The 21,660-nt window shown below is 45.5% G+C and carries 25 protein-coding genes; 15 read left to right on the forward strand and 10 right to left on the reverse strand.

All coding sequences use genetic code 11. The annotated features are described in order from the left end of the window. Positions 1-32: 32 nt before the first annotated feature. The 5 genes from CXK86_RS09710 (at position 33) to CXK86_RS09730 (ending at position 5,119) form a co-directional block, all read left to right on the forward strand. Complete coding sequence (locus CXK86_RS09710) at positions 33-746, forward strand: response regulator transcription factor (RefSeq protein WP_101313648.1); 714 nt, start codon at positions 33-35, stop codon at positions 744-746. Continuing rightward, entirely contained in the window at positions 743-1,741 is a 999-nt protein-coding gene (locus CXK86_RS09715; protein ID WP_076250052.1) for a sensor histidine kinase, read from the forward strand. The genes CXK86_RS09710 and CXK86_RS09715 overlap by 4 nt, the downstream gene beginning before the upstream one ends. A gap of 189 nt (positions 1,742-1,930) precedes the next feature. Further along, positions 1,931-2,701 (forward strand): ABC transporter ATP-binding protein, encoded by a 771-nt coding sequence (locus tag CXK86_RS09720; protein ID WP_017687815.1) that lies wholly within the window; start codon positions 1,931-1,933, stop codon positions 2,699-2,701. Continuing rightward, a complete protein-coding gene (locus CXK86_RS09725) occupies positions 2,676-4,634 on the forward strand; it encodes an ABC transporter permease (RefSeq protein WP_076250053.1) in 1,959 nt (652 codons plus the stop codon). The genes CXK86_RS09720 and CXK86_RS09725 overlap by 26 nt, the downstream gene beginning before the upstream one ends. Positions 4,635-4,777: 143 nt before the next feature. Next, positions 4,778-5,119: a cupin domain-containing protein gene (locus CXK86_RS09730; protein ID WP_076250054.1), complete on the forward strand. Its 342-nt coding sequence runs from the start codon at positions 4,778-4,780 to the stop codon at positions 5,117-5,119. Positions 5,120-5,377: 258 nt separating this feature from the next. On the opposite strand, the gene CXK86_RS09735 is transcribed toward CXK86_RS09730, so the two are convergent. The 6 genes from CXK86_RS09735 to CXK86_RS09760 all read right to left on the reverse strand — a co-directional run bounded on the left by CXK86_RS09735 (position 5,378) and on the right by CXK86_RS09760 (position 9,175). Further along, positions 5,378-5,677 (reverse strand): metal-sulfur cluster assembly factor, encoded by a 300-nt coding sequence (locus tag CXK86_RS09735; protein ID WP_076250604.1) that lies wholly within the window; start codon positions 5,675-5,677, stop codon positions 5,378-5,380. Positions 5,678-5,708: 31 nt separating this feature from the next. Further along, on the reverse strand, positions 5,709-6,941 hold the full coding sequence (locus tag CXK86_RS09740) for a hypothetical protein (RefSeq protein WP_076250055.1): 1,233 nt from the start codon (positions 6,939-6,941) through the stop codon (positions 5,709-5,711). Positions 6,942-6,954: 13 nt separating this feature from the next. Further along, positions 6,955-7,560, reverse strand: coding sequence for a DUF2249 domain-containing protein (locus CXK86_RS09745; protein WP_036613355.1), 606 nt, complete (start codon positions 7,558-7,560; stop codon positions 6,955-6,957). Next, complete coding sequence (locus CXK86_RS09750; protein WP_051447303.1) at positions 7,547-7,921, reverse strand: hypothetical protein; 375 nt, start codon at positions 7,919-7,921, stop codon at positions 7,547-7,549. The genes CXK86_RS09745 and CXK86_RS09750 overlap by 14 nt, the downstream gene beginning before the upstream one ends. 17 nt (positions 7,922-7,938) lie before the next feature. Continuing rightward, positions 7,939-8,172, reverse strand: a complete 234-nt coding sequence (locus tag CXK86_RS09755; protein ID WP_036613358.1) for a DUF2249 domain-containing protein — start codon at positions 8,170-8,172, stop codon at positions 7,939-7,941. Between the two features lie 301 nt (positions 8,173-8,473). Further along, on the reverse strand, positions 8,474-9,175 hold the full coding sequence (locus tag CXK86_RS09760; RefSeq protein ID WP_076250056.1) for a Crp/Fnr family transcriptional regulator: 702 nt from the start codon (positions 9,173-9,175) through the stop codon (positions 8,474-8,476). Positions 9,176-9,352: 177 nt separating this feature from the next. Here CXK86_RS09760 and CXK86_RS09765 point away from each other — a divergent pair, with 177 nt between their 5' ends. After that, a complete protein-coding gene (locus tag CXK86_RS09765) occupies positions 9,353-10,075 on the forward strand; it encodes a ZIP family metal transporter (RefSeq protein ID WP_076250057.1) in 723 nt (240 codons plus the stop codon). A 131-nt stretch (positions 10,076-10,206) separates the two neighbouring features. On the opposite strand, the gene CXK86_RS09770 is transcribed toward CXK86_RS09765, so the two are convergent. Next, a complete protein-coding gene (locus CXK86_RS09770; RefSeq protein WP_076250058.1) occupies positions 10,207-10,908 on the reverse strand; it encodes a Crp/Fnr family transcriptional regulator in 702 nt (233 codons plus the stop codon). A 56-nt stretch (positions 10,909-10,964) separates the two neighbouring features. Further along, on the reverse strand, positions 10,965-11,954 hold the full coding sequence (locus CXK86_RS09775; protein WP_076250059.1) for a multicopper oxidase domain-containing protein: 990 nt from the start codon (positions 11,952-11,954) through the stop codon (positions 10,965-10,967). Between the two features lie 279 nt (positions 11,955-12,233). On the opposite strand from CXK86_RS09775, the gene CXK86_RS09780 reads away from it, so the two are divergent. The 7 genes from CXK86_RS09780 to CXK86_RS09810 are packed head-to-tail and all read left to right on the forward strand — an operon-like array spanning position 12,234 to position 17,274. After that, a complete protein-coding gene (locus CXK86_RS09780; protein WP_076250060.1) occupies positions 12,234-12,842 on the forward strand; it encodes a hypothetical protein in 609 nt (202 codons plus the stop codon). Between the two features lie 39 nt (positions 12,843-12,881). Further along, complete coding sequence (locus CXK86_RS09785; RefSeq protein ID WP_036672890.1) at positions 12,882-13,532, forward strand: hypothetical protein; 651 nt, start codon at positions 12,882-12,884, stop codon at positions 13,530-13,532. Beyond that, positions 13,532-14,089, forward strand: coding sequence for a hypothetical protein (locus tag CXK86_RS09790; protein WP_083684306.1), 558 nt, complete (start codon positions 13,532-13,534; stop codon positions 14,087-14,089). The genes CXK86_RS09785 and CXK86_RS09790 overlap by 1 nt, the downstream gene beginning before the upstream one ends. A gap of 45 nt (positions 14,090-14,134) precedes the next feature. Beyond that, the gene (locus CXK86_RS09795) at positions 14,135-14,869 is read left to right on the forward strand and encodes an SMI1/KNR4 family protein (RefSeq protein ID WP_076250062.1); all 735 of its coding nucleotides are present in this window, start codon (positions 14,135-14,137) and stop codon (positions 14,867-14,869) included. 21 nt (positions 14,870-14,890) lie between these two features. Then, positions 14,891-16,192, forward strand: a complete 1,302-nt coding sequence (locus CXK86_RS09800; protein WP_076250063.1) for a hypothetical protein — start codon at positions 14,891-14,893, stop codon at positions 16,190-16,192. A 32-nt stretch (positions 16,193-16,224) separates the two neighbouring features. Continuing rightward, positions 16,225-16,647, forward strand: a complete 423-nt coding sequence (locus CXK86_RS09805) for a hypothetical protein (RefSeq protein ID WP_076250064.1) — start codon at positions 16,225-16,227, stop codon at positions 16,645-16,647. A gap of 21 nt (positions 16,648-16,668) precedes the next feature. Further along, positions 16,669-17,274 carry an SMI1/KNR4 family protein gene (locus CXK86_RS09810; RefSeq protein ID WP_256719982.1) on the forward strand — a complete coding sequence of 202 codons (606 nt, stop codon included), beginning with the start codon at positions 16,669-16,671 and terminating at the stop codon, positions 17,272-17,274. Between the two features lie 91 nt (positions 17,275-17,365). On the opposite strand, the gene CXK86_RS09815 is transcribed toward CXK86_RS09810, so the two are convergent. Then, the gene (locus CXK86_RS09815; protein ID WP_076250065.1) at positions 17,366-17,686 is read right to left on the reverse strand and encodes a hypothetical protein; all 321 of its coding nucleotides are present in this window, start codon (positions 17,684-17,686) and stop codon (positions 17,366-17,368) included. Between the two features lie 80 nt (positions 17,687-17,766). Between CXK86_RS09815 and CXK86_RS09820 the strand changes: the two genes are divergently transcribed. Continuing rightward, a complete protein-coding gene (locus CXK86_RS09820) occupies positions 17,767-18,840 on the forward strand; it encodes a leucine-rich repeat domain-containing protein (protein ID WP_143781228.1) in 1,074 nt (357 codons plus the stop codon). 149 nt (positions 18,841-18,989) lie between these two features. Further along, a complete protein-coding gene (locus CXK86_RS09825; protein WP_076250067.1) occupies positions 18,990-19,787 on the forward strand; it encodes a cupin domain-containing protein in 798 nt (265 codons plus the stop codon). A 694-nt stretch (positions 19,788-20,481) separates the two neighbouring features. Here the strand turns inward: CXK86_RS09825 and CXK86_RS09830 are convergent. Further along, positions 20,482-21,528, reverse strand: a complete 1,047-nt coding sequence (locus CXK86_RS09830) for an aromatic ring-hydroxylating oxygenase subunit alpha (protein WP_047843487.1) — start codon at positions 21,526-21,528, stop codon at positions 20,482-20,484. Positions 21,529-21,660 lie beyond the last annotated feature (132 nt).

A 21,660-nucleotide genomic window follows, 5' to 3' on the forward strand; every position in this document is an offset into this window, starting at 1 on the left:
ACTGACGTCAGGAAACGGAAAGAGGGTTAACGATGCAGTCGATATTGTTGGTTGAAGATGATGCCAAGTTAGCAGGATTACTGGCGGCTTATCTGACCCGAAATGGATTCCAGGTACAGGTCACAGATGATTTTCGTCATGTACTGGATGAATTTGTGGAAGTGAAGCCGGACCTTGTGCTGATGGATGTGAATTTGCCTCAATATGATGGATACTACTGGTGCAGGCAGATACGCACACATTCCATATGTCCCATTTTATTCATATCGGCTCGTGATAGTGGTATGGATCAGATTATGGCATTGGAACATGGAGCGGATGATTATATTACAAAACCTTTTCAATATGAAGTCGTTCTTGCCAAAGTACGTAGTCAGCTACGCAGAGCCTATGGTTCTTACGCTGCTGTTCAACAGGAAGTGAAGGTGAAGAACGGTCCCATGATCCTTTATCCTGAGCGATTTGTATTGGAATATGATGAGCGTTCTACCGAGCTAACACAGAAGGAAGCGATACTGGTGGAAGCGCTGATGGCGAAGGCAGGGCGAGTTGTCAGCCGAGAAAAATTGTTAGAACAAATGTGGGAAGATCAGCATTTTATCGATGATAATACGTTGAATGTCTATATTACACGTGTTCGCCGGAAGTTGAAGGAGCTGGGTGCAGAAGAGATTTTGGAGACGGTTCGCGGAGCGGGTTATCGTGTGTTGGATCTGGATTCGTCCTCACAGGGGAAAGGGAAATGAGACTGTTCCTGAAAGACCACCAGATGTTAGTTGGATTTTATGTGTTACAGATGCTGCTGGTTCCGTGTGTCTACTGGCTCTCTGGTGAGGGCCGTCCGATGAAGATTGTTCTCTATGGCATGCTGATCAGTACTGTTGTGCTGTTGGTCTATCTGATCATACGTTACTTCCAGCTGCGAGCGTATTATCGTCTGCTTGAACAACCACGAAAACTGGTAAACGAGCCTTTCCAAGCGCTTGGAAATTCGGTCGTGGCGGAAGCCATCCAGCAATTGTTACATGAACTGGAGCGTAATCGGCAGAACGAGATGGGGCAGTTACGTACTAGCAAGGAACAGCAGGTGGTATTCATGAATCGCTGGGTTCATCAGATGAAGACCCCGTTGTCCATTATCCAACTGACCTTGGAAGATGTGGACGATGAGACGGCTGGCAGTATTCAGGATGAGCTGGATAAGCTGCGCAAAGGACTTGAAATGGTCTTGCATTCATCACGGCTTGAACAGTTCGAAGGGGATTTTCGTGTAGAGCTGCTGTCTCTGCATGAGGTGCTTCGGAGTAGCATTGCAGAGAACCGACGTTTGTTTATTCGCAGAGGCATTACGCCGGATATCCGTATGGAGGGTGACCTTCAGATCTACAGTGACTCCAAGTGGCTGCGGTTCATGTTCACCCAGATTTTGACCAATGCCGTGAACTATTCCGATAGCAAATCAGGCAAAAAAGTGATCATTACAGGCTATAAGCAGGAAGAGCGTACAATCCTGGACATTCAGGATGAGGGGATCGGCATCTCGTCCGAGGATATTCATCGCGTGTTCAATCCTTATTTTACAGGTGAACGGGGCAGACAATATCACGAATCTACTGGAATGGGATTATATCTGGTTCGTGAGATCAGTGCCCGCCTGGATAACCGTGTGGAGTTGTTTTCGGAGCCAAATGAGGGAACGTTGGTCAGATTCAGCTGGATTCATTCGAAATATCCGAAGTAAAGAGCGCTTTGCCCATGGGCGAGGTGCTTTTTTTAATGCACAGAAGTGTCATAGAGGAGGCAGGGGAACAGAACCTTAAACGCGTTGTAAGAGAAGTTTAAGGTAATTCGATAGCACCGTTACGGGAGGTCAGTTAGGATAAGAATAGAATTAACGTATAAAGAATGACGGATTAGGAGGGAATTACGCATGGAAATGTTACAGGTATCGGGACTGAACAAAGTATATCAGGGCAAAGTGCAGACTCAAGCCCTTAGTGATATTCATCTGACAATCAAGCAAGGTGAGTTTGTGGGTATTATGGGCCCGTCGGGCAGTGGCAAAACCACATTGTTAAACATGGTCTCCACCATTGATGAACCCAGCTCAGGCAAGGTGCTGATTAATGGCATGAACCCGTTTGATATGAAAAAGAAAGAACTTGCCATGTTCCGACGTCGAGAACTCGGATTTGTCTTTCAGGATTTCAATCTGTTGGACACGCTGACTGTTGCTGAGAATATTGTACTTCCATTGACACTGGACAAGGTCAAACTAAAGGAGATGGAGAGCAGACTACATCGCATTACAGCGAAGCTTGGGATTGATCATATTCTGGATAAACGAGTCTACGAAATTTCGGGCGGACAGCGACAACGAACAGCCATTGCGAGATCCATGATCAATATGCCTTCGATTGTTTTGGCGGATGAACCAACCGGTGCGCTGGATTCTACGTCATCCCAAGCGGTCATGGAGTCACTTGAACAGATTAACCAGCAGGAGAAAACAACCATTATGTTGGTCACACATGACCCGCTTGCTGCAAGTTATTGCAACCGCATCGTGTTCATTAAGGACGGAAAGCTGGCAGCCGAGGTACACCGTGGAGATAATCGACAGACGTTTTTCCAGCGGATCATTGATACTTTATCCTTCTGGGGAGGGAATTCACATGAGCTTTCCTCAGTTCGCGTTTAATAACATCCGCCGTAATGGGCGAGCGTATATTGCTTTTTTTCTAAGTAGTGTGTTTATGGTCATGATATTCTTCGCTTATGCGGTGTTCATTTATCATCCGTATGTGACAGAGTTGCCGATGGGTGACACAACCGCTACGGGAATGCAGATCGCTTCAATTATCGTATATGTGTTTGCATTTTTCTTTGTTATGTATTCCATCAGTGCTTTTCTCAAATCTCGGAATAAAGAGTTTGGCATTCTGACCATACTTGGTGCAGAACCCGCACAGATTCGGAGATTGGTCATTTTGGAAAACATGTTGATCGGCTGCCTGTCCATTATTGCCGGTATCGGCGGAGGTATGTTGTTGTCCAAGCTGTTCCTGATGTTAACCACTCGTTTTATCGGGATGGATGATCTGCCCTTTTATTTTCCCGTGAAGGCGATTCTGATTACGATCGGGGCCTTTCTGTTATTATTTTTCTGCATTTCACTCTTCACACTGGTTTTTATCGGAAATAAACGGACGTTAGAACTTCTAACGGGAACCAACAAACCTAAAAAAGAGCCGAAAGCTTCATGGTTCTTCTCAATTCTGGGTTTTGCATTACTTACAGTAGGTTTTGTGGTACTCCGTAACGGGTTAAATGGCGGAACCATCATGATTGCAGCAGTAACAGGGATAGCCGGGACGTATTTTTTCTATTCACAACTTTCCGTGCTCATCATCCGTTTATTGAAGCGTAATCGTAAAACGGTATGGCATGGTACACGTCTGTTGTGGATCTCAGAGATGAGTTATAAAATGAAGGATAATGCCCGCATGCTCTTTATGGTGACCGTGGTGATTGCGATTGCTTCAATGAGTGCAGTTGTAATTTTGTCACTGGATCAGGAGAACCGGGAGCAGTTTACAAACAACGATTTTGCAATTCAATACAACGTATTCAGACCAACAGAGCAATTGGATATGAGTGCTATTGATTCGAAACTTGAAGCCGCAGGCTTGGATTATCAGCAAGTCTATATTGAATATTTCTGGTCTGATGCAGATCAGAGTGCAGTCTCGGTTATGCCGCTTAGTCAATACAACCAATACAATCTGACACAAGGGAGAAAGATGTTCGAATTGGATACCGGGTCCGCTGTATTTGTGGATACCCGCAATGAGAAGGGTCAGGATCAGATAAAGCGCAACAGATTTCGTAATTATGCGAAGGGAGACAAGTTGACGTTGAGTCTGAATGCTAGTCCGCTGGAAGTTAGGGTTACGGATACAGATATCGATCCACAGTTTGGAACCCTACTCTATGCTACAGGTGTAGTTGTCCTACCGGATGAGAAGTATGAAGAGATTGCCCAACAGATCAAAGATAATATGATATCTGGTAAATACCTGTATCAGATCCCTGCATGGGGTCATGCTGTACCTGATCGCCACTCTTCGGAAGCCATGGTTAGCGATCAGCTTCTATCCTCCGCGGATTCCATCCGAAGCAGCAACGCTTCAACGGATAACCAGTCTGGATATCTGAGTACACGGTACGGTGATTTTGAAAGATTCAGACAGGGTACAGCACTCTTTACCTTCCTGGGCATATTTATCGGATTAATCTTCTCGATCTCTTCTGCAAGCTTTTTGTATTTCAGACTGCATACCGATCTTGAAGCGGATGGAAAGATGGTGCATTCTCTTTCGAAAATGGGTCTCAGTTTCCAGGAGATGAAACGATCATCCACCGTTCAGATTGCCATTTTGTTCTTTTTACCGATCGGAGTAGCTATCATTGAAACTTTGGTGGTGGTTAAGCCATTCCTGACTGAATTCGGTATTACCAATTATACGATGCCCGTGTTGACTGTATTTGGTGCCTTTGTACTTGCACAGACGTTTTATTTTATCATTATACGTTCGAGATATATCGCTTCTTTGCGTAAAATGATGGTGTGACCATCTTAGAAACAAGCGGTCATGAGGACCGACCCATGATTTGTTCATTGCCCGCATTTCTTGATTCAGATCAAGGAAACGCGGGCTTTCTTGCGATAAGATGAATGTATTCACAGATTATAATATCGAGGAGGACGATTATCATGAGTATCACGTCATTGCAAGAAGTCAAAACATTCAGTGAGGACCGTTTCACGAAACGAGTTTTATTCCAACAGGGTGGTGGAGTGACCTTTGTCCTTCATTTTCTGCCAGGTCAGCAGCTTCCCGTTCATAAACATCCAGGCACAGACGTTATTTTGCTGGTGGTTGAAGGCACAGGCACACTTATGCTGGATGGAAAAGAACAAGAGGTGAAACAAGAGGATGTAATTCATTGCGGCGGTGAAGTGGAGTTTGCATTCCATAATACAGGAGATCAGGAGGTTCGTTTGTTCGTGGTGTTAAATAAAGTACCATCAGCATCGTATGCAAAGGACATCTAAGATCAAGGAATCGTTAGAATGATTCACTGATCGGTACCAATATAAGGGGAACTCTATTCTGGAGTTTCCTTATTTATTTTTATTCAAGAATACTCTGCTCCAACATTCGTCCTTCTAGCAATCTCCGGGGTGTATATCAAGTGTGGCTTCCATCGCAAAACAAAAAGCATACCTGGGTCTGAGAACATCAGATCTTAAGTACGCTTCTTTGTATTCCGCTAGCAACTTGTTCATTCATCCGGTCTATAGTCATTCTGCCTAGAAGTATCCCAGCATTTCCTTGGCTTCATTTGACATCAGCTGTGGAGACCATTGTGGCTCCCACACGACTTGAACATCAATATCATTCTTATTTGTATTTTCCTGCAAAACCCATTTCACCGCTCCGACAATTGTATCATGCAGCGGGCAACCTGGTGTAGTCAGCGTCATTCGTACATGAACCCGTTCAGGCTCTTCCCTTACTTCATAGACCAGACCTAGGTCAACGATATTGACACCTAATTCAGGGTCATACACTTCCTTGAGACATTCTAGCAAATGCGTGGTTTGTTCCATCATGTTCACTCTCCAGTCCACCTTATTTATGTTAACGTCTGAATACCAAAGCAATATTTGTTATATAAATGATGGAGACAAGAGACAGTATCGTTCCTCCAACCATCATGACCTCAGCCAGATTAATCAGAATTCCACTGACAAGCAAAAGGCTTCCAGCGACCATGGCGAGCATACCCCAATTGACATACCGTTCATTCAACATACCTGCCATCAGCGGTGTTCCGGGTCTGCCGGCCTGCTTGCCATATTTGTGGGTCCACCATAGAAAAGGCACGATTTTGGAGGCATAACCAAGTATGGTGAGAGACACCCAGCCCCCGAGATATACCCATCCAGACAGCAGAACAACACGTGGATGGAGCAGCAACTCAGTCCCTTGCGAGGAATAGATCAGTAGTGCAACAGCATATACAGCAAACGCACGGCTTACATACACAGACCAGCGAATGCCCGGACCTGGGTTACTTTTGTGCCGTTTCTCCTGAATTTGCTCCAAGTGATACACATAGAAGAGAAGGGCTGCTGTTAGAAGTAAGAGCGCAAGCCAGAGCAATCCTCCCTTAATACCTGTCAGAAATGCGACAACACCTGTAACTACAGCTGCATTCCACAGAACCAGGACCACTTTTTGCAGTCGAATGGAATAATCGTGGGACAGGTAGAACATCGGAAGCATTTTGTAACTGAAGCCGGTAATTAACATGCCAAACCAGCCAAGTGTTCCCATCCAGATATGTGCACCGAATAATCGTTCATGCAGACCATTCCAATCACCAAAGGCAAAATTCAGACCCATCAGCATACCGGAAAGCCCGGTTAGAACCAGATAAAGACAGGAACAAGCTGCACTGATCGTTACCGGATTCCACTGTGAGGCACGGATGAGGGTAACGGCCATATTCCATCCGAACAACAGAATGCCAGAGAGAGCGAGTGTAGCAGAACCCGCAATCCAGATGACATCTGCACGGATGAAGCCGTATAACATGCCCACGATTCCGATACTGAACAAGAAATAATGACAATAACCAAGAAACAGACTGTAAATATTGGATTGCAAAATAACATGTATCAACTGATAAACGGCACCCATAGCCAGCATGGTTGCCCACCCTAGCACAAACAGATGGGCATGAAACCAGCCTTCGGGTCCTCTGAGTTCATCACCAAGCCAGCCTGTCAGCGAGAGCAGGGAGAATGCGTGATACATTACAAATCCAAAGATGCCCGTGATGATAAAAAGAAACGGCAACCTGGACATGGCCTTTGCCTCCTTACCCTTTTTCAATTCTCACTTTGGCCGTACCATCGGCTTGATCCTCAACGGTGTAGGAACAACCGAGATTGTTTAACTCTTCAATCAAGAAGACTGGCACACGGTCATTATGAATCAGTACGACTTCCCCAGGTTTGCAACGTTCCAGTGCGGCAAGTGTTCGCATCATGGGTTGTGGCGGTTCCAATCCGCGATTGTCCAGTATAACGGTGGGCGCCTGTAGGGATTCAAAGTTTTCAATCGCAACAGCTTGCTCCTCTGGATGGCCATTGCATGAAGCTGATTCTTCGTCTGAACCGGGCTTAGAATCGACTTCCGATCCAGATAAAACCATTGCAGATAATGCTTTGGCACCGGTTTTGTTTTTTTTGTGCACAAACGTGGTGACCCAGTGATCTGAACCCTTTCGTTCCGATGTGCTGGAGTACCCTTTCATCTTGAGAATACCGAGCAGAGGCGTTGGTTTGAATGGAGCATGAAGTACAAAGACATCTTCATGCTGAAGGCCTTTGACCGTGTCCATGATCAGTTGAAACGGCTCTAACTTTTTACTCAGATGAGGACGCACATCCAATTCAACAATATGGACATCAGATGGAGACATGTGCGTTCACATCCGATCCTGCACTAGCTGCATCCGCCTGCTGTACCAACTGTAGCGCTGATTCATACAGGGCGGCCATTCCACCGTACAGCGCATAGAAGAATGACTCCGGCGCATCGAGGGAGAAGGACAGGTAGGCTTTGGGGTCCATGCCGAGCACACGCTCAAAAAGTCTTGCACTGTCATAGGCGTAAAAACAGAAATGAGTATATTCGAACACAGGCATTATTTCGTAAATGGTGATAATCTCTTGCGCATATTCCGCTTGCTCACGCTGTGCCATTTGAACCATGGTTGTAGCGTCTTCCAGCCGCAGCGTGATGCGGAGTGTAGTATCGTCAATGATTTCAACGTGCGCCATAGCGGTTCAGCTCCAATCTATAATTTGCTGATTTTGACCTGGAAGGTTGTAGGACCCTGCTCAATATACTCCCAGTTGAAGCCATCGGGATGTGTGGACTGGAACTGGAATCGTAGGGGCTTAGGATCGTGATCGTTAATGAGCAACATGGATTCCTGTGGTTGCAACTGATCAAACGTTTCGAAAATAACTTTATGTTTCAAATGCGGTGGATACTCCGTGGCATTAATGGTTGCTGCGTATGTGTTCATGTGTCATTCCTCCAAATGGGATAGTGTGGCGTTGCAATTTGATTATAGAAAACGTGAGGAGGGGGCTGTGTGAGCCTGCTCACACATTTTTTAATGTCATAGTCTCGCCTTATTTGAGTCAGAATCCTGTATGGAAAAAGTGCCATGGGCAAGCCAAAAATAACAATATCCTGATACGTATATTGCTAATTGCGCATGCGAAAGAGACCTTAACATCGATTAAGGTCGTTAAGGTCTCTTTGTGCACACACAGTGTAATGTAATAGCGTGGGAGAAAACAGTGTAGCTGGGTGCAGGGTGGTCACGTATCCCTTTGTTCCTTCAAAGCTTGCAAATCATGAATGATGATCCGGCTGCGATCCACTTCGAGCAAATTCTCTTTTGTAAGCTGGTTTAAGAGCCGATTCGCTGTTTCCCTTGTAGTTCCAATGGAGTTGGCAAACTCCTGATGTGTCATGGGCAGGTTGATGATAATCTGGTCTCCATGCATTTGTCCATGCTGATCTGCGAGCATAAGAAGGAAGGAAAGTACACGATTGCGTACATCCTGACCAGAAAGCACCTGCAATTTATCCTGTAATTCTCTTATTTTGTCACCGAGCACACGCATAATTTTGATCGCAATTGAAGGTGTGCTCAGCATTAATCGTTCGAAAAGTCGGACAGGTATGGCTAGTAGTTCGGTAGGGGTAATGGCTTCTGCCGTAGCCGGGTAAGGGTGCGCATTAAAAAAGCCGGTGTGTGGGAACATATCTCCTGTTTTGAGGAAAGAGACAATCTGTTCATGCCCGTTCTCATCGGTTTTATAAGCCTTTACAATGCCGGTACGGATAAAAAAGACAGCTTCTTTTTCGCTTCCTTCGCTGAAAATAACCGATTTCTTCTGAATGCTTCTGGAAATGGCGATATCTTCGACTTGCTTTAATTCCTCGGGGCTAAGGTCCTGGAAGATGGGAAACTGTTGTAGAAACTCCCCTGCTGTATCTTTGTTTACCCTACTCATGAGAATCTCTCCTCTCTGTGTTCATAGTTCTGAACGACGACATCATTTTATCATAACGTGATTTTTGAACACATCAGGTGATATAGATCACCGTAAAGCCACATCACTGTTTTTGATTACTCAACCTGGGTTAATGGAATGATAGAATATGATTAAACAAGAGAGGGGTCGGCCCGGATGTGGACTGCATTCATGTGGGGCGGCATCTCTGCCTCAGCGGTTGTCATTGGCGCACTCGCAGCCTTGTTTCTGAAGATTCCCAAACGAGTCATTGGATGGATCATGGCTTTTGGGACAGGAACATTAATTGGTGCAGCGACCTTTGAACTTCTCGGAGATGCGCTGAATGATGGAGGAATAATACCTACCGCCATTGGATTTACGGCGGGTGCCGTCGTGTACACGCTGTTTGACTTGCTCGTTTCTGCAAAGGGAGGGGCGGGGCGTAAACGTTCGGCAAAGTCGGGAGACTCGAACCAAAGCGGGCTTGGGATCTTTGCAGGAACAGTAATGGATGCTATCCCGGAATCCATCATGCTTGGTGCCAGCTTGCTGGACGGTAACGGTGTCAGTGTGGTCCTGGTAGTATCGATCTTTGTCAGCAACATTCCTGAAGGTCTGTCCAGTACGGTTGGACTACAGGGCAAATACAGTCGTGGCAAAATCATATTAATGTGGCTTAGTGTACTATTGATCTCCGCGATTGCAGCACTGGGTGGATATCTGTTTCTGGAGCAGCTTCCAGAGGAGATGGGTGCAGCGATTGGTGCATTTGCAGGTGGCGGAATCATTGCCATGATCTGCTCGACGATGATGCCGGAGGCATTTGAAGAAGGCGGACCTGTAGTGGGTTTGATTGCATCCATGGGATTGCTTGTGTCGCTGTTGTTGGATCTGTAGATGACAGAACAAGCTTCCGATCGCTGAGTTGAATTTATATAAAAAGAGTATCCGAAAAGAGTGGTTTCTGATCGGATACTCTTTTTTTGCCAAAACAGCTTCCTCCGCATTCGCAAGTTTTCTTACCTAATTCATTGGCTTCGGGCAGGCGGTTCAATTCTTTCCCTAAGCTGCTCCAGTTGAAGAATAAGGATGCAGTTTCCTGTAACCTGAAGCAGTCCCTGAGATTGCATCATAGTAAGTTTGCGACTTAGTGTTTCGGGTGTAATCCCGAGTAGCAGAGCCATATCTTTTTTGAAAACAGGCAAGCGGATCTCATGTTTTGCATGATTGCGGGTATGAAAATACAAAAGCAACTTGGCAATCTTCTGTTCCGTTGTCATCGCACTTAGCGAGCTGTTCCATTCATCTGTTTCACGGAGCAACTTGGTAATGGCAAGCAGGAAATGATAAGCAAGCTTCGGATCGTGTTCGAGTAACTGGTCAAAGTCATGCTTGCTGATAGAGCAGATGGCCGAAGGCTCCAGAACTTCGGCGTTTGCGACATGTGGTTTTTGGTGTAATAGGGAATCTTGTCCGAAGAAATCACCGGGAAACAGAAACCGAATAATATGTTCCTTGCCATTTTCATTGTATTTGGATAACTTCACACATCCCTGATGAACCACATAAAGCGTATCGGAGCGTTCTCCCTCCTGGACGACAACTTCGCCTTTGTTATATTTGCGGGTATGCAGAAGGGAAATCAACAAGGCAGCTTCGGATGGATCAAGATGCTGGAACAGAGATACTTTGGAGAAACAGGCATCCTTCGCTTCGTGTGTACAGATCATCGTTTAATCACCTCGAATGGTTCAGGATAGGTATAGCCATTATCTATTGTCATGTCTCAGTGAGACATCGCGGGTCCACCATGATCAGTTCCATCCTTGGTCACACGCAGAACAGCGGCAGCGCCTTTGGCTACATGGTTGAACTGATGGGTTACAATCGCATAATCACCTTCTTCGGTCACGGTGAACTCTACGACAGCTCCACCACTTGCGGGAAGCATAACCGTCTGTATTCCATACTGGATGTTGCGTGGATTCCCATCGGTATACACACGGTCCATAATGGTACCCACAACGTGGAAGGATGAGACTTCATTGGGTCCTGCATTACTGACATAGATTCGCACCGTATCTCCTCCTTTGGCTAACAGGGGATGTTTTATTAATCCATAATCATTGCCGTTAAATACGACATAATTCGGTTCCCCGTTCAAAAAAGCTTCATAATCATGTTCTTTGTACCATTCACTCTGAACAAGGGTATACTCACGATCAACCAAGTGATCGGAAGGGTATCCAGCTTTGGGTTCCACAATAATCATGCCGTACATCCCGTTGGCGATATGGGCAAGAACCGGTTTGGTTCCACAGTGATACATGAATACACCGGGTGAGGAGGTGGGATAGGTGAACGTGCCTTCCTCGCCTGGCATCACATCAATAAATTTGCTGCTGGGAGCAGCATGTACAGCGTGAAAATCCATGGAGTGAGGCAGGCTGGAATCTTTATTTCTTAACGTGAAAACCAAGGTGTCTCCTTCGGTCACTCGGAGGACGGGTCCAGGAACGGTACCATTAAATGTCCAAGCGTTGTATATCACTCCTTCGGAGATTTCGACATCTGTAACCTGGGCCGTCATTTCAATATATACCTTAGTACCTTCTCTGCGAATGATCGGGTCCACCGGGGGTTGACTGACCGCAGAGGAGGAGACTTCATCGTGGTGAACAGGTTTAACCGTATCGGTTGAACTACAGTGAGAGAGAGTTGCTGTGAATATAGCGAATACGAGAGACCATTTATATACATTCAGTAAGGAGAACATAGTTGCACAACCTTTACTCAAGTGATATTTTTCACAATATAAAAAGCAGGTTTTCTTTCATTTCAGTAGTTATTTAGTTATAGATTACGTTATTGAGGTGTAGACGGGTGTGATGAGGCACACACTTGGGTATGTCGTATTAGAGGCATTTCCAACAATCTGTCTTCAATTGTTGTGCTGAGCAACGGAGTTTCATATAATTTTAGAGAGATGGATTGGTAAATGTTGAGTATTTTGACGCTGTGTATGTCGTAGTTTCAGAAGAAAGGTGGATACAGGATGAAACGTTTCGAAGATGAAGGTGCGTATAAGTATAGTTTCTATTCGGTCCTTCGACGGGGAGAGCGGATTGATGTGAAATGTCCCAAATGCGGTGGGCACGCTTCGATTGATCAACGGAATGGTCAACTGGGATGGAAGTGTTACGAATGTTACGCTCAAGCTTTTGAAGAACCAGTATATCAATATAAAGCCAAGGGGAATTGTGCTGTATGTGAACGTTGGTTTAACGTGGAAGTCATGGACGAGAAGAAGACGTCTCACCGATCGACGCATGTGGAATGTCCGCATTGTAGTTCTGTTAATCAGGTTGAATTACACGCCAAGCCGACATACCAAAGGTGTTTTTCCGAGATTTGTGCAGGGAAAGATCCTGTGTTTGGGCTGGAATTATACTTCCTGGATAATTTCAGAGGAAAAATAATATGGGCTGTGAATCGGGAGCATCTGAATTATCTCATCGCTTATGTCTCCGCAGATCTGCGTGTAAAATACGGAAATATGCCTATACGAACGGCTTCACATAGTATTCCGGCTTATATCAAGGATGCGAAGAACAGGGATGTGGTTGTTCGTACACTGTCGAAGCTTCAGCACAAGACTGGATGAGACTGAAATTGAAGAGTTAAAGCCGCAAGGAGAGAAGAAATGAAACTACGAGTTAAACTTACTATTTTTGCAGTCATTCTGGGTATGTTGATGATTCCGGCTTATTTTATTTTACAGACATTTGGTGTATTTCAAAAAGAGACAGTATTATCTGACTATGCTCTCGCCGTTGATGTTAATGGGAAGTCCTATGGGGCCTGGCCGCTGATTAACAGTTTTGCAGCGATGGACAAAGAGGAAGATAACCGTCAGTTTTATTACCGGATTGATATGAATCATATCCAATACCTGTTTAATCTGGCTTATAAGGAGTATGATGTGAAGCCAGGCGGGGACAATCCGTATCTGGCTGGTACTGTAAACTATCAACGTACAGATCACAACTATGTACAGACCGAGAGACAGTATGAGAACGCCAATGATTTCACAACGGTTTTGAATCTGTATGATCAGGATGGGCAGGTGATCTACACCTACAATAACACCGGCAAGGGAGATAAACAGCTGGTAGAATCCATCATTCATCAGGGAATGAGCCGTAATAGTGGCGGTAGTAGCGAAGCTGCCCGCGATCCGTATATCAATATTACGGCGTTATTCCGTGACAAGCTGAACATCGATGTGAAACTGACGGTGGATGAGGAACACAAAGTGGTTACCATTCGAATGAACAAATCGGAGGCGAGATGATGAATGAGTATGGTGTACAACAGGGACCTGCTTATCTGGAAGGATTAATTAGGAAGGAAGAGAACATAAAGTCCGATGAAGTGGAGTGGAAAGGCAAACTTCAAATGAGTGATGGTCATGATAAATTCCATATTTTTTATTATGGTGACTTGACTGAAGATGATCTGATTACCTGGCATGATTCGACACCTCTTCTTGTATATGCGGAGCATACGGTCACGGGTGAGCGCTATCTGCTCATTGATACCGCCAAGCACGGCTATGATGCTATGTTATGTGAGACCTATTCGGAAGACGCACTACATGACAGACCCCTTCGTCCTTACCTGGATGTTGAAGGTGAGGACATATTTGAAGTAGAGTTGACGGCTTACTACAATGTGCCTTGGGATGAAGAGTTTGGCGAAGATGTAGATGAAAATGGTGCATATGAACTGATTACGGGAGAGCGCATGCATTTTGATCAGGTCAAGCGTGATGGATATGATGCCTTTGCCGTTCGCATTCTGAATCGTAAAGGAGTATGGACTGAAATTGTACAGGAAGAACTGGCTTAGATCCTGAAAACGAATGAACCAAACTGAGATGGGAGATGTCGACAAATGTATATTGTATCCCGTGTACTTAAGCCGGTTCCAACAGAGGAACTGGATCACTTTGAACAACAGCACGGCATCTCGCTGCCTTTATCATACCGCACCTGGATTGAGCACTACGGGGAAGGTACATATACGGGGTGGATGAATGTGCAGAGACCGGACCCAGAAGTGTTGAAGCCTTTTGTTGAATATGATTTTTGGATACATACGGATGATTCGCCTATAAGTCAGCATCAACTTGAGCAGTGCATCTCCATCGGCAGTTCTGTAGATGGAGATTTCCTTGCTGTTCATCCGGAAGTTGAGGGGCTGTTGTGGCTACCGCGTCATGATGAAAATATCACCTTATGGACATGCTCGGAGACTGAATTTGGCGAAACGCTGGACCGGATCTATTGTGGGTATTACCATCAGGATAAACCAATAACGCCACTTTACTTTGAGCCGTGGAATGAGCTGCGGAAACATACGTTTTACCATTTTTCAGGGACGGAACATGGAAGCTCCATGAAGGAACTCGCCGATACATGCAAAACAGAATTTAAGTGGGACGCTGTGTTGGAGAATGAGTACATGTGCAAGATGTTCATGGTGTCGATGGGAGGATATTTACGATTTAACTATGCTGCTGGGAGAGAAGTTGCCCTGTTCTATGAAGAAAAGAATGGTGCGGAGGAGGCGACGGATAACGAAATCAGTTTGTTTTTGCAAGCACATCATTGTACGGCATATGAATAGGGCTTGAGTGGAGGGAAACCTATGAGTTGGTTAAAGGAAGACATTGCGGAACAATGGCGCAATGAAGGCAAGCGTTATGCAAGGGATGTTAATGCATTTGTCCGGAGAAGTATGTGTGGAGAGCAACCGGATGAATCAGAGCTGGAGGGAGACTCCAGAAGCGGAATGAGTACTGAAGTATTCCAGATGGTGAGACAGGCCAATCTCCACGGTGACTTGGAGATGCTTCGACGTGAGCTACCCGCAGCGACGTGGCCATTGAACGAGGCGTTTCAGGCTTCCATGCAAGCGGTCAAAGTTGTAGGTTATCTGAACGAGGAAACGATTGTATGTAATACGGGAATTTTCACGGAGAATAGTCAGATATATACGATGGATCAGCACGGATGGCAGTTGATCACTCCATATACTTTTGCAGGTTGTTCATCGGATGGACTTGACTTTGCGCTTGCAGGACGGGATGGGATTCGTATTATTCGTCAGCCAGATCGCAAGTTGGAAGGACAGGAGATAGCGACATATCGATGGGAAGATATTCAAGCCCGGATACAGTCGGCATTACCTCGGATTGAATCACTTGCGGACTGTGAGCATCCCGAACGGACACTTGAAGGACTTATACCTATAGATGAAGGCAAAGCACTACTTATACATTCAAGATACGGGATATATCTTGTAACGCAAGATAAATTGACCTTGCTTCATCCCGATCTGGCAGAGATCGAAGAATATGAGCTAGAGGATACACAGATAGATATGGGGCATGCAGCGGTATCTCGGGATGGTCGATGGATTGCCTATGGTAGCCAAGGAAGCAATCATATGGTGATGGACCGCCAACTGAACAAGACATACTCTCTCTATCCAGAATCGAGCTACCCTCATTATGCAGCATTCACCAGTGATAACCAGACTGTCTGGTTTAACGCATGTCATTTCTATAACGGGGTCACCATACAGGTTCCGCTGGAATCAATTGCAGGCAACGAAACAAAGGAAGATTGGCCAGTGATGGATGAGAATGCACGTGTGTATGCAGCGGTTGAAATAGAGGCAGGCATGGTGCTTGGAGATGCATACGGTTATCTGTATTGTGTGAATGGCGAGGGGAAGGAAGTGTGGCGTCATTTTGTGGGCAGTACGATCTATTCTCTCGCCGTATCGCCAGAGCAGTCCAAGCTGGCAGTGGGTACCTATGGTGGCATGCTGCATGTGATGGATCTTCGTTCCACAGAAATGGACGAGTACGGGATCGGTACAGGCACTCTTCGTGAGTTGGAGCGGTATGTGTTGTGGCGTGGAGAAGAACCTCTGCGCTGGTGAGGTAGCATTTTGACCTAGTTAGGGGTGAAGGGATGGAACGTGAAGAGGCAGTAATGTTATTAAAATGTCACTCCTTTTTTTATGATGATCTGAGTCATCCCAAGATGGAGAACGGTTTTATTGGCAGTCTGCGGCCTTTCCGTGGACATTTGATTAAGGAGAATTTTCATGAGTTGATGGAGATACTGCGTGTTCTGGCGTCCGAACTTGCACGGCCTTCACTGGATCGGGAAGTCATGGCATGTCTATGGGGAATTACTCATATGGCCCGTGCTTGGGCCGTTGAACCCGAAGGCATGCTTCGCAGCAACAACCTCATTTCCGACGAACAGGTGGCGTTGATGGAACAATGGCTTAATTTGTTATCTTACGCAGTCATGATTCTAATTGAAGGCGGCGGAGAGGAAGAAGCGTTTTGGGAATATCATCAGTATCTACAAGAAGAGAAGAACTGAGGTAGGGGAGGTGTGGTGAGATTGGAGCCGAATGTATCATTAAACGTGCTAATGGACGAGCTGAATCACTTGTTAGATGAGAGAATACAGGATCAAGAGATTCGGCAATTGTTTGAAGAATATCAACAGCGGGAAGGTGCATCCGAGGAAAGTCTGGATCTATTCGAAAAGGAGTATGGCGTCCGGCTGCCTGGCGATTTTCGTGCCTTTTACCAAAGGAAAGACGGCAGTGGCTACGGGTTGCATGTGCTGTACTCGGGTGATGCCGAGACGGGCAGATGTACCCCCTTTTATCTGATGTCATTGGAAGAGATTCGAGAGACCAAACAATACTTCTGTGAAGTGGATGAGAAGCTTGAAGAGTATTATTCTGCCGAAGAGATCAGCCAGCTGGACCCGGAGATCAAACCATATTTGTTCCATAAAACATGGATTCCTTTTGCAACAATTGCGGGAGGTTCGCTGTATCTGATGCTCGATTTTGATCCAACGGCGGAAGGCACGTATGGGCAGATTATTATGTACGTGCACGATCCGGACTTTGTTTATTACCTTACACCTACCTTCACGGATCTCCTCAGCATGTCGAACCGTAATCTGAAGATGATGGATGAGATCACCTATTAAAATCCTGCACGATTAGACAATTCCTTCAATAATAAAGAAGCTGCCGAAGCAGCTCCTTTATCTGAACAAGTACTTTGAATGAGTCTAATGATTACCACTGGAAGAAACGATGTCCGTGAAATCCTCCGCCTGGAGGTCCTCCGTGTCCACCTGGACCACCCGGCCCGCCTCCATGAGGTCCGCCTGGATAGCCACCTCCTGGGAAATGACCAGGGTGTCCACCGGGGTAACCACCGCCGGAATATCCACCATGCCACCAAGGACCACCGATCGGATATAGTGGAACAGGAACGATGGGCGGGTATGGATAGGGATAGGGATAAGGGTAAGGATACGGTGGGGGTGACGGATAATAAGGGTAAGGATAACCAGCAGATTGCGGGGATGAAACTGAACCAGGGCCGTATGCCATGTAATAAGCCTCCAATGACTGGATTGATGATATCAGCCTATGCCACAGTGGTTTCAGATGATACAGCAGATTGAAGATTAATGAGTAATGAGGGGGAACATATGGTAGCCGTAGCTTTTCACACTGATCCAAGAGGAACTGCCTATGAACTGTTGATTGACGAATTGATCGAGAAGGCAGATCGTTTTATGCTTGTAGACAGACAAAGGTACGAAGAGAATGAGATACCGGAAGTAGTTCGTGTGTTAGAGAGATTGCAGCCCTATCTTGTGGAACGTGCTACGATGGAAGAGATGATGCTGAAAAGCGGAGCCTATTATTCCGAAGGCACCTATTATACATATCGCTGTACGCCGGAATCGGGTCAAGTGCTCAAAGAAGAAGCCAATCGTTTTCATGATTGGTGTTACCCGTCATTGCCGGACGATCTTTGCTTTATGACAGAAGACGGAAATGATTATTTTTTCTCGGTTGCCCATGAGCATATGTATGGCATGAGGATTACATACAAAGAAGCGAGTGAACTTATGGAGCGGATTCCAGGGTTGTTCTTTGAATTGGACCGTCATAAGGAAATTGATCATCTTCTGGACGATGCGATCAGGCATCAGACCGATAAGCTGGATATCAGCTTACATGGTTTAAGTGAGCTTCCCGAACGAATTCGGGAGTTGAAGCACTTGAAGGAGTTGACGATTTTTGAGCAGAATCTGTACTCACTTCCTGCAAGTCTGTTTGAACTTACTTCATTGGAAAGATTGGTCATTACAACGTTGGATCTGGAGTGTATTCCGGCAGAAATCGGGAAATTGAAGCAACTTCAAGAGTTAAGAATTTATTGTGGCAGTCCTTTTGAATCTGCACCTGGTTGGAGGCCCAAACCACAAACTGAGTTGGGATTAAATTGTATCCCGCCTGAGATTGGTGAATTAAGTGAGCTGAAGTATTTGGAGATCGTATATTCTGGTATACGTGAGCTCCCCCCGGAGTTGGAAAAACTGAAGAATCTGCGTGCTTTACTGGTGACAAATGCACTGATTGAGGGAACTCCGGATGTTGTCACAAGAATGCATTGGCTGAAGTATGTAGACTTAATGAATATTCCATTTGGAACCCATTGGGAAGAAGTCTGGGAAATGAAAAAGAACATGTAACAAATAGAGCCCTGCTCGGGATGTCCGAGTCAGGGATATTTGTTATGCGAGGAAAACTTGGCGGAAATGGGCTCACGTATCTGGGCGCTGGGCATAAGCTGGCATATAGGTTATGACCTAAACCGAGAGCGAAGGGCAGGCGTTTTATTTTGGCAACCTCATACATGGATTACACTTTACCAACCACCGAATTTACTTACGATTTGAGCAATAACCCGTTATTCAAGAAGGATGAGAACAACTATATTAACGCTCTTTCCATCAAGCAGTTAAACACACTGGGCAATGTTTCTTTACTGGATATTTTCCTCAACACGGGCAATGTGGTTGAACCACATACGCATCAGAATGCAACGGAGTTGGTATACTGCATCAGCGGTGCGGCAGTTGTTTCCCTCATTAATCCATTTACCAACGAGCTTCTTCATTTCCCGATTACTCCGGGGCAGGTGGCTAACGTTCCTCAAGGCTGGTGGCACTATGAAGTGGCCACTGCAGATCACACGCACTTACTCGCAATCTTTGATGCTCCGGTTCCTGAAGCGATATTTGGCTCAGACACCTTACGTCTTACACCTGCAAAACTTTTGGCTTATACGTACTGTCTGGATGAGAAAAAAGTTCAAGAAGCACTTGCTCCCATTCAAAAAACAGTGATTATTGGCCCGCCGGCAGATTGCCAGCCTTCAATTGCTCCTGCCTCTAACAGTGCTCCAAATGTGAATCATCAGCCTTACGTAATGCCTAATGTACAACCCAATGTACAGCCAAACATGCAACCCAACACACAACCAAACACACAACCCAATGTACAACCAAACATGCAACCTTACGTAAACCGTCTTCCGTACTGGGGCACTTGGGTTGATCCACGTATTATTCATGAGCCGGGCTGTCCGTATTATAGAGAGCTTCCTATGAATACGAATAATCAAGAGGAAAGATGACGTTCCTGAGGCGAGGTTTATCTAATACACATAAGTATTTCAGTTAAATTAGGTATAACAAAAGAAGCGTCCGCAAAGGAACGCTTCTTTTGTTGATTAAAGTTGTCTTCAAACCTGCTGAAAGCCGATGCATACCTGAACGTGTCCGGAGCATGGAGTGCTAACGAATCGTAGGCGTCTTAATCAAGGATTTAAGGCGTGCCCAAAAATCTAAAGAATCTGAGACACGTTATATCAGAATAAACAGCCGTATGAAGTGTTTTTATCGGGGATTTTGGGAAATAACGAGTCTGAGGTTCCTTACAATTTTAACTGAGGACCTAGAGGCCAAATAAGATGTCCTGAGTTCCTAAGAAAATTTTCAACCCATTCCCCAGAGACCGCAGGATAGTACTTCAAGACTTTTTAGGCGCGACATCCATCATCGATAGCTTGCCTGAGATTGAAGAACACCTATATAAGTTCAACTAAACATTTACACAATAGCGGAGAGGGCAGAAATAACTTGAAGAAGCGGAGCGTTCGCCTAAAAGCTTTCTAAAAGAAAGCTACATCGAAAGCATACGCTATCACCGGATGCTCCCTATGAAAAAATGGAATAAAAAAATCTGGGGATAACAGCGATCGTAAAGTTATTCTGCCATCGGAGTGTCAGTGTAAATATATTCATTAGTTGAACTTATATTCTATCTATTTACGATGTGTAATTTCGTCCCAAGCCAAGCTCCGTCAATAATTGACGATAAGCAATCGAAGTACGGTCTGCGGGAATATGGGCCTCGGCATGCAGATCAAGGGGCAGATCCTCCGGTTTCTGTGACTCGACCATCTCGCGGTCTTCTTCAAATACCTGCAAGTTGAACTTGATTGTGTCTTCAATCGGAGCGTCTTTGTCAAAGTTGCGTGTGATTGGACAGAATAAACGTGTATAACGGGCAGAGATTGGCGAAGCACAATTCAGAATATTCAGCTTGTCGTCTCCTGGGAAATGTACCGTAAGAGAAGCCGCAAAAGGTGGGAACACTCGAAACTCGCGCAGCCATTGGAAACCTTCAGGTGCAACAAGATCTTGCCCTTTGCCATAGTTACTTACAGTACTCCAGTACTCCGCCAGTAACTCATTACCTTCGCGTTTCACTTTGTATTGGGGGACTTCTGTGTTGTTTCGGTCACCAAACGTTTCGGTATGCACATAGGCAAAATGGGATACATCCAGGAATCCCTCCATTTGTCGTCCAGAGGAACCAGCAATGTCAAAGTTGGGTGGCAAAATATTGATATAATCCGGATCATCCCATCCAGGGAAGGAGGGGATCTGTTCTTCCGTTCCCGCCAAAGTGGTCCAGATCAAGCCATAACGTTCGACTGCCGGGTACACGATAAGTTTGAGCTTAGGCGAGATCTTGGAGCTTGGGTGCGCAGGTACTGCGGTACATTTTCCTTCACAATTATAACGGAAACCATGATAAGGGCAGACAATCTCGCCATTTTCTACCCAGCCTTTACTAAGTGGAGCCCCGCGGTGAAAACAAAGATCCTTGGCTACCACAACCTGATCATTACTGCGGTAGAGAACCAGCTTCACATCGAGTAATTGAGCAGCCAGGGGTTTGTCTGTTACTTCGGTTGCTTGGGCTACCGGGTACCAATATTGGGATAATACATGCCAGTCTTCGGCGGTGAACGTACAGCCTCTAGGCAATTCGGACGTCACATTACGGTTTGCATTGGAAGTTATCATAGGAAACACTCCTTGCCGATATGAATAAACGATTCTCTTTTTATGTTAGAAAAGTTAACTTAATTAGCCGTATGTTACTACTCTTTTGGTCAAAATATCAATATATCCAACCTACTTTTGGTTGAAAGCACA

This window comes from Paenibacillus sp. BGI2013, from assembly GCF_002843485.1.
In the GTDB taxonomy this organism is placed as follows: domain Bacteria; phylum Bacillota; class Bacilli; order Paenibacillales; family Paenibacillaceae; genus Paenibacillus; species Paenibacillus amylolyticus.

Coding starts and splice junctions, on each gene's coding strand:
- CXK86_RS09750 (WP_051447303.1), bottom strand. CDS start 7,921: ATGGCGCACGTTGAAATCATTGACGATACTACACTCCGCATCACGCTG.
- CXK86_RS09800 (WP_076250063.1), top strand. CDS start 14,891: ATGAGTTGGTTAAAGGAAGACATTGCGGAACAATGGCGCAATGAAGGC.
- CXK86_RS09760 (WP_076250056.1), bottom strand. CDS start 9,175: ATGAGTAGGGTAAACAAAGATACAGCAGGGGAGTTTCTACAACAGTTT.
- CXK86_RS09725 (WP_076250053.1), top strand. CDS start 2,676: ATGAGCTTTCCTCAGTTCGCGTTTAATAACATCCGCCGTAATGGGCGA.
- CXK86_RS09735 (WP_076250604.1), bottom strand. CDS start 5,677: ATGGAACAAACCACGCATTTGCTAGAATGTCTCAAGGAAGTGTATGAC.
- CXK86_RS09770 (WP_076250058.1), bottom strand. CDS start 10,908: ATGATCTGTACACACGAAGCGAAGGATGCCTGTTTCTCCAAAGTATCT.
- CXK86_RS09755 (WP_036613358.1), bottom strand. CDS start 8,172: ATGAACACATACGCAGCAACCATTAATGCCACGGAGTATCCACCGCAT.
- CXK86_RS09795 (WP_076250062.1), top strand. CDS start 14,135: ATGTATATTGTATCCCGTGTACTTAAGCCGGTTCCAACAGAGGAACTG.
- CXK86_RS09820 (WP_143781228.1), top strand. CDS start 17,767: ATGAGTAATGAGGGGGAACATATGGTAGCCGTAGCTTTTCACACTGAT.
- CXK86_RS09765 (WP_076250057.1), top strand. CDS start 9,353: ATGTGGACTGCATTCATGTGGGGCGGCATCTCTGCCTCAGCGGTTGTC.
- CXK86_RS09815 (WP_076250065.1), bottom strand. CDS start 17,686: ATGGCATACGGCCCTGGTTCAGTTTCATCCCCGCAATCTGCTGGTTAT.
- CXK86_RS09710 (WP_101313648.1), top strand. CDS start 33: ATGCAGTCGATATTGTTGGTTGAAGATGATGCCAAGTTAGCAGGATTA.
- CXK86_RS09715 (WP_076250052.1), top strand. CDS start 743: ATGAGACTGTTCCTGAAAGACCACCAGATGTTAGTTGGATTTTATGTG.
- CXK86_RS09790 (WP_083684306.1), top strand. CDS start 13,532: ATGAATGAGTATGGTGTACAACAGGGACCTGCTTATCTGGAAGGATTA.
- CXK86_RS09830 (WP_047843487.1), bottom strand. CDS start 21,528: ATGATAACTTCCAATGCAAACCGTAATGTGACGTCCGAATTGCCTAGA.
- CXK86_RS09775 (WP_076250059.1), bottom strand. CDS start 11,954: ATGTTCTCCTTACTGAATGTATATAAATGGTCTCTCGTATTCGCTATA.
- CXK86_RS09780 (WP_076250060.1), top strand. CDS start 12,234: ATGAAACGTTTCGAAGATGAAGGTGCGTATAAGTATAGTTTCTATTCG.
- CXK86_RS09720 (WP_017687815.1), top strand. CDS start 1,931: ATGGAAATGTTACAGGTATCGGGACTGAACAAAGTATATCAGGGCAAA.
- CXK86_RS09805 (WP_076250064.1), top strand. CDS start 16,225: ATGGAACGTGAAGAGGCAGTAATGTTATTAAAATGTCACTCCTTTTTT.
- CXK86_RS09730 (WP_076250054.1), top strand. CDS start 4,778: ATGAGTATCACGTCATTGCAAGAAGTCAAAACATTCAGTGAGGACCGT.
- CXK86_RS09785 (WP_036672890.1), top strand. CDS start 12,882: ATGAAACTACGAGTTAAACTTACTATTTTTGCAGTCATTCTGGGTATG.
- CXK86_RS09745 (WP_036613355.1), bottom strand. CDS start 7,560: ATGTCTCCATCTGATGTCCATATTGTTGAATTGGATGTGCGTCCTCAT.
- CXK86_RS09740 (WP_076250055.1), bottom strand. CDS start 6,941: ATGTCCAGGTTGCCGTTTCTTTTTATCATCACGGGCATCTTTGGATTT.